Annotated in this window: 12 protein-coding genes; all 12 read left to right on the forward strand. The window is 44.5% G+C overall.

The window, feature by feature from the left end; all coding sequences use genetic code 11:
- Positions 1-7 precede the first annotated feature (7 nt).
- The 12 genes from argF to BLP57_RS11500 all read left to right on the forward strand — a co-directional run bounded on the left by argF (position 8) and on the right by BLP57_RS11500 (position 11794).
- Positions 8-1006 (forward strand): ornithine carbamoyltransferase, encoded by a 999-nt coding sequence (gene argF / locus BLP57_RS11445; protein ID WP_015526726.1) that lies wholly within the window; start codon positions 8-10, stop codon positions 1004-1006.
- The gene (locus BLP57_RS11450; RefSeq protein WP_092071870.1) at positions 1006-1812 is read left to right on the forward strand and encodes a biotin--[acetyl-CoA-carboxylase] ligase; all 807 of its coding nucleotides are present in this window, start codon (positions 1006-1008) and stop codon (positions 1810-1812) included. The genes argF and BLP57_RS11450 overlap by 1 nt, the downstream gene beginning before the upstream one ends.
- A 130-nt stretch (positions 1813-1942) precedes the next feature.
- Positions 1943-2311, forward strand: a complete 369-nt coding sequence (locus BLP57_RS11455) for a DUF6145 family protein (protein WP_015526724.1) — start codon at positions 1943-1945, stop codon at positions 2309-2311.
- A 9-nt stretch (positions 2312-2320) separates the two neighbouring features.
- Positions 2321-3289, forward strand: coding sequence for a tRNA dihydrouridine synthase DusB (gene dusB, locus BLP57_RS11460; protein ID WP_092071896.1), 969 nt, complete (start codon positions 2321-2323; stop codon positions 3287-3289).
- A gap of 114 nt (positions 3290-3403) precedes the next feature.
- Complete coding sequence (locus BLP57_RS11465; RefSeq protein WP_015526721.1) at positions 3404-4354, forward strand: glycosyltransferase family 2 protein; 951 nt, start codon at positions 3404-3406, stop codon at positions 4352-4354.
- A gap of 269 nt (positions 4355-4623) precedes the next feature.
- Positions 4624-5109, forward strand: coding sequence for a transcription elongation factor GreA (gene greA, locus BLP57_RS11470; RefSeq protein WP_015526720.1), 486 nt, complete (start codon positions 4624-4626; stop codon positions 5107-5109).
- A 325-nt stretch (positions 5110-5434) separates the two neighbouring features.
- Positions 5435-7219: a lysine--tRNA ligase gene (gene lysS / locus BLP57_RS11475; RefSeq protein WP_442855622.1), complete on the forward strand. Its 1785-nt coding sequence runs from the start codon at positions 5435-5437 to the stop codon at positions 7217-7219.
- Positions 7220-7444: 225 nt separating this feature from the next.
- Positions 7445-7822, forward strand: a complete 378-nt coding sequence (locus tag BLP57_RS11480) for a hypothetical protein (RefSeq protein ID WP_008374225.1) — start codon at positions 7445-7447, stop codon at positions 7820-7822.
- A 147-nt stretch (positions 7823-7969) separates the two neighbouring features.
- On the forward strand, positions 7970-9355 hold the full coding sequence (locus BLP57_RS11485; protein ID WP_092071899.1) for a zinc-ribbon domain-containing protein: 1386 nt from the start codon (positions 7970-7972) through the stop codon (positions 9353-9355).
- Positions 9352-9531: a hypothetical protein gene (locus BLP57_RS11490; RefSeq protein ID WP_055182540.1), complete on the forward strand. Its 180-nt coding sequence runs from the start codon at positions 9352-9354 to the stop codon at positions 9529-9531. Before BLP57_RS11485 ends, BLP57_RS11490 begins: the two co-directional genes overlap by 4 nt.
- A gap of 534 nt (positions 9532-10065) precedes the next feature.
- Positions 10066-10890, forward strand: coding sequence for a ParA family protein (locus BLP57_RS11495; protein WP_092071876.1), 825 nt, complete (start codon positions 10066-10068; stop codon positions 10888-10890).
- Positions 10847-11794: a ParB/RepB/Spo0J family partition protein gene (locus BLP57_RS11500; RefSeq protein ID WP_092071879.1), complete on the forward strand. Its 948-nt coding sequence runs from the start codon at positions 10847-10849 to the stop codon at positions 11792-11794. Before BLP57_RS11495 ends, BLP57_RS11500 begins: the two co-directional genes overlap by 44 nt.
- The last annotated feature ends 45 nt before the right edge of the window (positions 11795-11839 follow it).

Below are 11839 nucleotides of genomic sequence, written 5' to 3' on the forward strand. Positions count from 1 at the left end.
ACATATTATGAATCTTAAAGGAAGAAATTTCCTGACACTGAAAGACTTTACACCGGAAGAGATCACTTACATGATCGACCTTGCAGCAGATCTGAAGGCAAAGAAAAAAGCAGGAGAGCTTCATGAGTATTACAGAGGTAAGAATATTGCCCTGATTTTTGAAAAAACAAGCACAAGAACACGCTGTTCCTTCGAAGTGGCAGCTCATGATCTGGGAATGGGTTCTACCTATCTGGATCCCACAGGCTCCCAGATCGGAAAGAAGGAGAGCATCGCAGATACTGCAAGAGTTCTCGGAAGAATGTATGAGGGAATCGAGTACCGTGGCTTCGGTCAGGATATTGTTGAGGAGCTTGCGAAGCATGCAGGTGTACCGGTATGGAATGGTCTGACAAACGAGTATCATCCGACACAGATGCTTGCAGATATGCTGACAGTACGTGAACATTTCGGCAAACTGAAAGGCCTGAAGCTTGTATACATGGGCGATGCCCGTTACAACATGGGTAACTCCCTGATGGTTGTATGCTCCAAGCTTGGTCTTGATTTCGTAGCCTGCACCAATAAGAAATATTTCCCGAATGATGAGCTTGTAGCACAGTGTCAGCAGTGGGCAGAAGAGGCAGGTTCCACCATCACTCTCACAGAGGATGTGGAGGCAGGAACAAAAGATGCGGACATCATCTACACAGATGTATGGGTATCCATGGGCGAGCCTGACGAAGTATGGACAGAGCGTATCCACGACCTGACACCATACAAGGTTACCAGACATGTAATGGAGAACGCCGGTGAAAAGGCGATCTTCCTTCACTGTCTGCCGGCATTCCATGATCTTAAGACAAAGATCGGAAAAGAGATGGGCGAGCGTTTCAACCTTACAGATATGGAGGTTACAGATGAGGTATTCGAGTCTCCGCAGTCCAAGGTATTCGACGAAGCTGAGAACCGTATGCACACCATTAAGGCTGTGATCGTTGCAACATTAGGAGAGCCGGAGAAATAATGTCAGATTTATTTAATGAAGAAATAATTTCACAGGCAACACATACAAAATGGGCGGGCAAAACCGTCCATTTTGCAAGAGAAACAGATTCCACCAACCTCTGGGGAAAACGTGCCTGGAAGGAAGAAGGCGCAGGACACGGAGAGCTGTTTGTGGCAGAATATCAGTCCGCAGGACGCGGACGTTTTACAAGACGATGGAGTGCGCCGCCGGACAGTGCCATTACTATGAGTATCCTTATCTGCCCGGAATTTTCTCCGCAGAAGGCACCGATGCTGACACTTGTTATGGGACTTTCAGTTGCACAGGCAGTGGCAGAGCTCGGACTTGATGTATGGATCAAATGGCCTAACGATGTAGTTGTTTCCCGCAAAAAGATCTGCGGTATCTTAACCGAAATGACCATGAAGCAGGATAAGATCGGCTGTGCAGTTATCGGAGTCGGGATTAACGTAAATATGGAAAGCTTCCCGGAAGAAATGGCAGATAAGGCTACCTCTCTGTATCTGGAAAGCGGACATCCCTTTGACCGGGCACAGGTAGTCGGACTTGTGATGAAGCATTTTGAGGAAAATTATGGAAGATTTGTACAGACAGAGGATCTCAGCGGCCTGAAACCGGATTATGAGAAAATGCTGGCCAATCTGAACCAGCCGGTACGTGTACTGGATCAGAATGATCCATATGAGGGGATCGCAAGAGGGATCAATGCCGGCGGAGAGCTTCTGGTAGAGCGTGCAGACGGTACAGTCGAGGAAGTAAATTCCGGAGAGGTTTCTGTACGTGGTTTATACAGCTATGTGTAAAACATGCAGCACAGATCGGATAAAATTTCCGGCAGCGATTTTCCGTTGATGTTTTATTGCAGTAGTGGAAAAAACAAGAATCCCCTGCTTTAGCTGTGGGGAGTGTCAAGTTATAAATAAAGGAGATTTTATGTATCAGGATAACATTGTGCTCTGCGGAGCAAGCTCTTATGAGCAGAAATATTATTTTAACCAGGATTTTGCGTCTCTTCCTGAGACGGTAAAGCAGGAGCTGCAGATCATGTGTGTGCTTTTCACAGAGGATGTAGGCGGGATCCTGACACTGGAATTTGATGAGGACGGCAGTCTGCAGTTTAAGACTGAGGCCCTGGAGGCAGATGCCCGTTTTGACGAGATCGGAAGTGCACTGAAGATCAAGGAACTCCAGCGGGACAAAAGAGAGCTTCTGGAATCTCTGGAAATGTATTACAAGGTATTTTTCCTGGGAGATATCCCGGATGAGGAACTGCAGAAAAAAGCAGATGCCGTTGAGGAATGATCCATGAAGATGCAGTGGAAGATCGGAAATGTGGAGATACCGAACCCCTTTGTGCTTGCACCGATGGCAGGGGTTACGGATCTGGCATTTCGAAGACTTTGCAAGGAGCAGGGTGCAGGCCTGATCTGTATGGAGATGGTCAGTGCCAAGGCGATCTCTTTTCATAATAAGAATACAGAGGCGCTGATGGAAATCGATCCCGGGGAGCATCCGGTATCCATGCAGCTTTTCGGCAGCGAGCCGGACCTTATGGCAGAGGTGGCAAAAAGCATTGAGGAGCGTCCCTTTGACATTCTCGATATCAATATGGGATGTCCGGTTCCCAAGGTGGTAAATAATGGCGAGGGCTCAGCTCTTCTGAAGGATCCTCAGCTGATCGAAGAGATCGTCCGCAGTGTTTCCGGAGCAGTTTCCAAGCCGGTAACGGTGAAGGTCCGCATTGGCTTTGATGAAAATACGCTGGTGGATGTGGTGGAGATCGCAAAACGGGTGGAGGATGCCGGTGCAGCAGCCATCGCAGTTCATGGAAGGACCAGACAGCAGTATTATTCCGGTCAGGCGGACTGGGATGCTATTCGCAGGGTGAAGGAAGCGGTGACTATTCCGGTGATAGGAAACGGAGATATCGTTTCACCGGAAACTGCAGAAGCCATGTTTAAAGAGACTGGCTGCGATGCGGTGATGATCGGCCGTGCAGTACGTGGGAACCCGTGGATCTTCCGGGAGCTGAATCACTATTTCCACACCGGGGAAAAGCTTCCCAGACCAACCGCAGAGGAAGTCTGCGAGATGATCCTGCGCCATGCCGAAGATCAGATCGCGATAAAGGGTGAGTATATCGGGATCCGCGAAATGCGGAAGCATGTAGCCTGGTATACAGCCGGTATGCGGCACAGTGCGGGAATCCGGAGAGAATCTAATAATATTTCAAGCTATGAAGAGCTGAAAAAGCTTACAGACATGGTACTGGAGCGATAAAAGAAAAAAGTATGCCGGAGAAAACGAAACGTTCTATTGACAAGGAATGGGGCGCGTGCTACAGTCAGTTAGCGGAAATCCGCAGAAAGTTTTTTGTTTTACAGGAGAAAAATAATGGCAGATAAAATAGCAGTTTTAATTCCTTGCTACAACGAAAGCAAGACGGTAGCAAAGGTTATCCGCGATATGAAAAAAGCACTTCCGGAAGCTGTGATCTACGTATATGATAATAACTCTACAGATGGAACAGACGAGATCGCCAGAAAAGAAGGGGCAGTTGTCCGTTATGAGTATCAGCAGGGAAAAGGAAACGTGATCCGCAGTATGTTTCGGGATATCGATGCGCAGTGTTATCTTATGGTAGATGGCGACGATACTTATCCGGCAGAGTTTGCAGCTGAAATGTGCAGCAAGGTTCTGGAGAAAGGCACAGACATGGTAGTTGGTGACCGCCTTTCTTCTACATATTTTACAGAGAACAAGAGACCTTTCCACAACTTTGGAAACAGCATCGTAAGAGGTTCCATTAACCGTCTTTTCAAAAGCAACATCAAGGATATCATGACAGGTTACCGTGCCATGAGTTACCGCTTTGTAAAAACATTCCCGGTACTTTCCAGGAATTTTGAGATCGAGACAGAGATGACGATCCACGCCATCGATAAGAACATGCAGGTTGAGAATGTAGTCATTGAATATCGTGACAGGCCGGAGGGAAGTGAGTCCAAGCTGAATACTTATGCAGATGGATTTAAGGTCCTGAAGACTATTGTGAAAATGTTCAAGAATTACAAGCCGCTGGAGTTCTTCTCCCTTATCGCAGCAGTGCTGTTTGTGGTGGGAATGGTATTCTTTATTCCGGTGCTGGTACATTTTCTGGAGGTTGGGACAGTGGAAAAGATCCCGACACTGATCGTCAGCGGGTTTGTGATCCTGACAGCTATCATCTGCTGGTTTTCCGGGATCATCCTTTCTACACTGGTCAATCAGCATAAACAGGATTTTGAGTATCAGACACAGATGGTGACTAATCGTTATAAAGATCTTTTTCCGGAGAAGAAATAAGGAATCAGACCGGGCAGGATAATATAGAAAAGCCGTGTTGAAATCTGAGATTTCGCGCGGCTTTTTTTGCATATTTCAGGGACCCTTTTTCGACGTGGAATGCTTGACAATACTGGGGCTTTTCGGTATAATACAGGAATTGTGAATATCCTGAGATTTTTACGCCCTTTTTTAGAAAAAAGAGCTCTTGGGAATGGTAGCAACAGAAATATCCGAAGCTGTATTTTTTTCAGAAAAAACAGCACGGTTTTGAAAGGAAGTAAGGCAAAATGGAAGAAGCAAAGAAGAACTTACTCACATACGCAGGACTTAGAAAACTGGAAGACGAGCTGCACGATCTGAAAGTTGTTAAGAGAAAAGAAGTAGCAGGAAAGATCAAAGAGGCCAGAGAGCAGGGAGACCTTTCTGAGAACGCAGAGTACGATGCAGCAAAGGATGAGCAGAGAGATATCGAGGCACGTATCGAGGAGATCGAGAAGATCCTCAAGAACGCTGAGGTTGTAGTAGAGGATGAAGTCGATCTTGACAGAATCAGCGTAGGCTGCAAGGTTAAGGTTCATGATTATGAATTTGAGGAAGATATGGAGCTGAAGATCGTAGGTTCCACAGAGGCTAACAGCCTTGAGGGAAAGATCTCTAATGAGTCTCCGGTAGGTAAAGCACTGATCGGTGCACACACCAACGATATCGTTGAGGTTGAGATGCCGTCCGGAATCATGAAATATAAGGTTCTTGAGATCCAGAGAAACGTATAAAGCAGACAACGGAGCGGATCGCACAGATCCGCTTGAACGACAGATAGATTAAGGAGGCCAACAAGTGGCAGAGCAGAAGAAGCAGGATGTAAACCAGTTGCTTAAGGTACGTCGTGACAAACTGGCAGACCTTCAGGCAAATGGCAGGGACCCGTTTCAGATCACAAAATTTGATCAGACACATCATTCCCTTGAGGTAAAGAATCTCTATGAAGCACATGAGGCAGAGCTTCTCAAAGATCGCAAGGAGCTTGATGTAACAGGTCTTGATGAAGAGCAGGCAAAAGAGGCTCAGAAGAAGGATTATGAAGAAAGAAGAAGCATCATGGACGCAAGCCCGATCCATGTATCGATCGCAGGACGTATGATGTTCAAGCGTGTAATGGGAAAAGCTTCTTTCTGCAATATCCAGGATTTACAGGGTAACATTCAGGTTTATGTGGCAAGAGATGCCATTGGAACCGATTCCTACGCAGATTTCAAGAAATCTGATATCGGTGATATTTTTGGTCTGGAGGGATTTGCTTTCAGAACAAGAACAGGTGAGATCTCCATTCATGCAGAGAAGATGACTCTTCTTTCCAAGAGCTTACAGATCCTTCCTGAGAAATTCCACGGACTGACAGATACAGATACCCGTTATCGTCAGAGATATGTGGATCTTATCATGAACCAGGACAGCAAGAATGTATTTATCAAACGTTCCCAGATCCTTAAGGAGATCCGTAACTTTCTTGCAGGACGTGACTTCATGGAAGTTGAGACACCAATGCTGGTTTCCAACGCAGGCGGTGCAGCTGCAAGACCATTTGAGACACATTACAATGCACTGAACGAAGACGTTAAGCTTCGTATTTCCCTGGAGCTTTATCTTAAGAGACTGATCGTAGGCGGACTTGAGAGAGTTTACGAGATCGGCCGTGTATTCCGTAACGAGGGTGTTGATACCCGTCACAATCCGGAGTTCACTCTGATGGAGCTTTATCAGGCATATACTGATTATGAGGGAATGATGGAGCTGACAGAGTCCATGTTCCGTTACCTTGCAGAGAAGGTCTGCGGTTCCACAAAGATTTCCTACAATGGTATCGAGATCGATCTTGGAAAGCCTTTCGCACGTCTGACCATGAACGATGCCATCAAGAAATATGCAGGAATCGACTTTGACGAAGTAGCAGATGATGAGGCAGCCAAGAAGCTTGCTGACGAGCATCATATCGAGTATGAGGATCGCCATAAGAAGGGTGATATCATCAACCTCTTCTTCGAGGAGTACTGTGAAAAAGAGCTGATCCAGCCGACATTTATCATGGATCATCCGATCGAGATCTCTCCGCTGACCAAGAAGAAACCTTCCGATCCGAACAAGGTAGAGCGTTTCGAGCTCTTTATCAATACATGGGAAATGTGTAACGCATATTCCGAGCTCAACGACCCGATCGATCAGAGAGAGCGTTTCAAAGCACAGGATGCTCTTGCAGACGCAGGTGATGAGGAAGCCAACCACACAGATGAAGACTTCCTGAATGCACTGGAGATCGGTATGCCGCCAACAGGTGGTATCGGATACGGAATCGACCGTCTCGTTATGCTCCTGACAGACAGCCAGGCAATTCGTGACGTACTTCTGTTCCCCACAATGAAATCCTTAGATGGTGTAAATAAGAAAAATGATGTAAATAATACAGCTTCTGAAGCACCTGAAAAAAATGTAAAAACTGAGTCTGAAAAGATTGATTTTTCTAAAGTAAAGATTGAGCCTTTGTTTGAGGAAATGGTAGACTTTGATACATTCAGCAAGTCAGATTTCCGTGCAGTAAAGGTTAAAGAGTGTGTTGCAGTACCGAAGTCAAAGAAACTGTTACAGTTTACTCTTGATGACGGAACAGGCACAGACAGAACCATTTTAAGCGGTATTCATAGCTTTTATGAGCCGGAGGAACTGGTTGGAAAGACTCTTATCGCTATCACAAATCTTCCACCGAGAGCGATGATGGGCATTGACTCTTGCGGTATGCTCCTCAGTGCTATTCATGAAGAAGAAGGCGAAGAAAAGCTTCATCTTCTGATGGTAGATGACCACATTCCGGCAGGTGCAAAGCTCTATTAAGATGATGTAAAGATGTACCGTTTTACCAAATAGACGGGACGTACTTCATTTGATAAAAAACTAAAAAAACAGCGATTTACATCAAACTTACATCAATTGATGCAGAAATCGGTGCAAGCAAGAAAAAATCGCATAATTAGTACAAAGAGTGGGCAATTCCAATCGGGATTGCCCATTTTTAAAACAAACAGAAATACAAATCGGAAGTTTTAAAGGAGGAATACCATGGGATTATTTGGTAAAAGCAAAAAAGAACGAGAAACAGAATACATGAGCAGATTAGATGTTCCATCGTGTTTAAAAGAAGATTTTGAATTGATTATTGATGATATATTTACAATTATGGGAGTTGGAACAGTTGCCACAGGAAACATATTAACAGGGATGTGCAGAGAAGGGGAAAATGCATGTATTTATAAAGCAAATGGAGATATCTTAGAAACCAGAATTACTACTGTCGATGTACATACAAAAGAACGAAAAGCAAATGGTTGTGGATATAAAACAGAGCATGTTGGACTTGGGTTACGAGGAATTTCCAAGGAACAATTAGAAAAGGGTGATAAAGTACTTGTAAAGAATGCCAATATGTATGGAATGTAATTACAAATTCAAGTTTGTCAATTTGCCCTTTGAGAGAGGAGAAATCCTTTTCTCAAAGGGCTTTTTCTATTTATACGGATATTCGCAAACTACAAGATAAAGCTAAAACTTCATATACTCTAAGCACAAGGAGGTTGAGGTTTGGCTATGAATAACAGTTTAGCAGAAGTACGCCCGGAACTTGTTCCTGAGTGGTCAGAGAAGAACTTACCGCTTAAACCTGATGAGATTACTTTCGGTTCAAATAAAAAAGTATGGTGGAGAGGTGCTTGCGGTCACGAATGGCAGACAAGCGTTAAGGCTCGTTCTAATGGAGAAAAATGCCCGATATGTTCCGGTGCGAGAGTGATTGCAGGGATTAACGATTTGGCGACATTAGAGCCGCTACTGGTAAAGCAGTGGTCGAAAAAGAATAAGATAAAACCGACAGAAGTTTCTATTGGTTCTCATAAGAAAGTGATATGGAGATGTGAAAAGGGACACGAATGGGAAGCTGCCGTTAAGAGCAGGACAATAAATAAAACGGGTTGCCCGTACTGCTCCCATAATAAAGTGTTGGCAGGCTTTAATGACCTTGCAACACTTCTGCCGGATATAGCAGCCGAGTGGTCGGACAGAAATTGTCCGACACTTCCAACTCAGGTTACGGTCTTTGCCAATCGTAAGGCTTGGTGGAAGTGTAAGGACTGTGGCAGAGAGTGGAACACCCTTATTTCTACCCGTTCCGGTGGGAGTAAATGCCCATATTGCAGTGGGTACATATTCCTGAAAGGGTTTAACGATTTGCAGACAACACACCCTGAAATTGCTTCGGAGTGGTCGGAGAAGAACTTGCCATTGAAGCCTGATGAAGTAAATGCAAAGTCGAGGAAAAATGTCTGGTGGAGATGCAGTAAATGCGGTAACGAGTGGAAATCTGTTATCAATGCCCGTGTGAAAGGTACGGTATGCCCCGTTTGTGCAGAGAGAGAAGTACTTGCCGGATATAATGATTTGGCGACAACAGACGGTCAGCTTCTTAGCGAATGGGATTATGAACAGAATAAACTGAAACCTACAGAGGTATCACGAACTTCGGCAAAGAGAGCGTGGTGGAAATGCAGACACGGTCATTCGTGGAGTATGAAGATAAATGAAAGAACGATATTGAAGAAAGGCTGCCGAATTTGTGAGCAGGAGTATTTGTCTCTATTTCCTGCTTTGGCTGTCAGTTATTATTCTAATAAGAAGGGCTTGAAAGCAGAACTTGGTTCTGACCGATTGCTTGGAGTTCCGCTTGAAACATACATAGCTTCAGAAAAGTTGGCTATTGAGTCGAGAAGTTCTGACGAGAATATAGAAATAATGAAAGCATATATGTGTAAGCAACGAGGAATAAGGCTGATTAAGCTGCCGATGAAAGGTACAGAACTGAATTATGCAGACAGTTTAAAGAAAATTTTTCAGAGCGTACATATATTTATTTCTTCTGATACAGAGGAAGATGTGGAGATAATCAAAAATACATTTGAAAGATGGAGGGATAGCCAATGAGAGAGAAAACCTATCATCTATACTTAAATGAAGAAGAACGAAGTCGAGTGATACAATCACTCATTGAACTGAAGAACAATTTAGCAGCTCAGGGACGATACACCGATGCAGTAGATGATGTCCTTTGTAAAGTGCTTGGAGCAAAGAAAAAGAAATTGAAAATTGAATACATTTAGAACGTGTTTTGCCGTCTGTTTCCTAACCGGAGCAGGCGGCTTTTTTAATTTCAAAAATTTTTTTGAAATATTTTCGGAAAAGCGGCGATTTTGGGTGTGCATTTCATACCCCTTTGTCCAAATGAGTGAAGGGGTTCATTCCGGATAGCAAAAACGGAAGCCTTTTCGCTTGAAAATTGAATAAGTCATTCACTAAGACTTTATTTCTGATGATAGCCACTTTAGCAGGTACGCCGTGATTTCTGTATTTCAGAATAGCGAGAACTCCGGCTATGAGTATCAGGTTGCCCCTGATATGGCGATGACAGTCAGAATGATAATGATACTTCTCTACGGAGCTGGCGGAGTACCCGGCAGAGGTTAGAACCCTATGATACAGATAAGCAGTCTGTTCCTTAGTGACTTCCCATAAGCATTTTGCTTGGCAAGGGGTGTTGAGAACAAATATTGCTATGACCGATTAGGAAATGAGTCGGTCAGGTACATAGCCATAATGCGGTGGCTATGAATTTTCAGAAAGGAGGGCAAAAAGAAGTGTCAAACTGCAAAACGATTTCCGTATGTAACCAGAAAGGCGGAGTCGGAAAGACCACCACAACAGTTAATCTCGGAGTCGGGCTTGCAATGCAGGGCAAGAAAGTATTGCTCATAGACGCAGACCCGCAGGGCGATTTAACGACTTGTCTTGGTTGGCAGGATACAGACGGCTTGGGTATCACGCTTGCAACGAAACTCACAGATGTAATCAATGAAACGATGACAGACCCTATGGTTGGTATCCTGCACCACGAAGAAGGTGTTGACCTTGTTCCGGCAAACCTTGAGCTTTCAGCAATGGAATTTAACCTTGTAAACGCAATGAGCAGAGAAACTACCCTCAAGAATTATCTGAATCAAGTGAAGAACAGATATGATTATGTAATTATAGACTGTATGCCTTCACTTGGTATGGTTACGCTCAATGCTTTATCGGCGGCAGACAGTGTTATTATTCCGGTTCAGGCTCAGTATTTGCCTGCAAAGGGTATGACACAGCTTGTGCAGACCATTTCAAAAGTAAAGAAGTATATCAATCCGGATATTAAGATAGACGGTATGCTGCTTACTTTGGTGGATAGCCGAACAAACCTTGCAAAGAGTACGGTGGAAGCACTCAGGGCAAACTTCGGCAATCAGATAAGAATGTATCGAACACAAATCCCGATTGCCGTAAAAGCTGCTGAAACTTCTTCCAAAGGCAAAAGCATTTATGCTTATGAGCCAAACAGCACAGTGTCTAAGGCATACGCTGAATTTACAAAGGAGGTGTTAGCCGATGGCAGGAAGAAAGAGCGACTTCACTCTCACGAAGCTCGATGATTTATTTACCACGCAGGCACAGAGAGATGAAGAACAGCTTTCAAAAATCCGAGATATTCCGTTGGAGCTGATTGATGATTTCCCAGACCACCCGTTTAAGGTCAGGGACGATGAAGATATGATGCAACTTGTGGAGAGTGTCAAGGAAAGAGGAGTGATTACTCCGGCAACGGTAAGGCAGAAAGAGGACGGCAGATACGAACTTGTTTCAGGACACAGACGAAAGCGAGCGTGTGAACTGGCAGGATTTGAAACACTGAGAAGTGAGATTGTAGACCTGAACAGAGATGAAGCGACCATTTTAATGGTTGAGAGTAATTTCCAGAGGTCAGAGATATTGCCGAGTGAAAAAGCCTTTGCCTATAAAATGCGTTTGGAAGCAATGAAAAGGCAAGTAGGCAGACCGAGCAAAGAAAATGCATCCCCAGTGGGGATTGATTTACGAGGAAAGCAAAGTCTTGATTTAATGAGCGAGGAATGTGGCGACAGTAGAAATCAGATACACCGTTATGTACGCCTTACAAACCTTGTTCCTGAACTGCTTGAATTTGTTGACGAGGGGCGTATTAAAATGCGTCCTGCCGTAGAACTTTCCTATCTTGATGAAGATTGCCAGCGTGATGTGGTTGATGAAATAGACCTGAATGACGCAACTCCGTCACACGACCAGACAATCCGTATGCGAAAGTTATTCAACGAGGGCAACCTTACAACAGAAGCAATCCACGCTGTTATGTCTGAGGAAAAGCCGAACCAAAAGGAAAAAATCGTGTTGAGGGGTGACAGAGTAAGACAGCTTATCCCGAAAAACATTCCCGTCAGTCAGACGGAGGATTTTGTCTGCAAGGCATTGGAACATTATAACAAGTTCTTGCGTAACCGTGCAGAGCGTGACAGCAGATAGCCTGTTTTACAGTTCCCCTTTCTCACACTCTAACCCCTTAGTTAT

This window comes from Blautia sp. SF-50 (assembly GCF_900101315.1).
GTDB lineage: Bacteria > Bacillota > Clostridia > Lachnospirales > Lachnospiraceae > Blautia_A > Blautia_A fusiformis.

Coding starts and splice junctions, on each gene's coding strand:
- BLP57_RS11450 (WP_092071870.1), top strand. CDS start 1,006: ATGTCAGATTTATTTAATGAAGAAATAATTTCACAGGCAACACATACA.
- argF (WP_015526726.1), top strand. CDS start 8: ATGAATCTTAAAGGAAGAAATTTCCTGACACTGAAAGACTTTACACCG.
- BLP57_RS11490 (WP_055182540.1), top strand. CDS start 9,352: ATGAGAGAGAAAACCTATCATCTATACTTAAATGAAGAAGAACGAAGT.
- BLP57_RS11485 (WP_092071899.1), top strand. CDS start 7,970: ATGAATAACAGTTTAGCAGAAGTACGCCCGGAACTTGTTCCTGAGTGG.
- BLP57_RS11465 (WP_015526721.1), top strand. CDS start 3,404: ATGGCAGATAAAATAGCAGTTTTAATTCCTTGCTACAACGAAAGCAAG.
- dusB (WP_092071896.1), top strand. CDS start 2,321: ATGCAGTGGAAGATCGGAAATGTGGAGATACCGAACCCCTTTGTGCTT.
- BLP57_RS11480 (WP_008374225.1), top strand. CDS start 7,445: ATGGGATTATTTGGTAAAAGCAAAAAAGAACGAGAAACAGAATACATG.
- BLP57_RS11500 (WP_092071879.1), top strand. CDS start 10,847: ATGGCAGGAAGAAAGAGCGACTTCACTCTCACGAAGCTCGATGATTTA.
- greA (WP_015526720.1), top strand. CDS start 4,624: ATGGAAGAAGCAAAGAAGAACTTACTCACATACGCAGGACTTAGAAAA.
- lysS (WP_442855622.1), top strand. CDS start 5,435: ATGGACGCAAGCCCGATCCATGTATCGATCGCAGGACGTATGATGTTC.
- BLP57_RS11455 (WP_015526724.1), top strand. CDS start 1,943: ATGTATCAGGATAACATTGTGCTCTGCGGAGCAAGCTCTTATGAGCAG.